This window comes from Telluria sp. AZSoR62, assembly GCF_058111565.1.
In genome coordinates this window covers 1-275 of record NZ_JBYTST010000288.1, presented here as the reverse complement: position 1 = coordinate 275, position 275 = coordinate 1, and the positions used below count along the sequence as shown (strand labels likewise).

1 protein-coding gene is annotated in these 275 nt (G+C 67.3%); it reads right to left on the bottom strand.

The window, feature by feature from the left end:
- The coding region (locus tag AC3XQU_RS23840) for a phage portal protein family protein (protein ID WP_489876607.1) at nt 1-231 on the bottom strand (231 nt) is incomplete at its 3' end.
- Nucleotides 232-275 lie beyond the last annotated feature (44 nt).

Here is a 275-nt window from a genome sequence, read left to right as displayed (position 1 = left end):
GACCAAGCCGCCGTCTGGCGCTACATCCACGCGGGAAATCGTCTTGGGCGGGCGCCAGGCGAGCTTCCGGAGCCGCGCGAGGCCCTTCTCGTCGATCCGGTACACCTGTTCGAACACCGAGTGCCCAAATGGGAGCATCAGCAGAGAGAGGCGCAGGTGCTCGGCCCAGGAGAACCTGTCACGGGTTCGAAGGACCGGCATGTTCTCTTCACCGACCAGGGGGAGGCCCATGTCGTCGGCTACCTGGCGGGCAACCTCCGGGCGGGCGCCGTTGG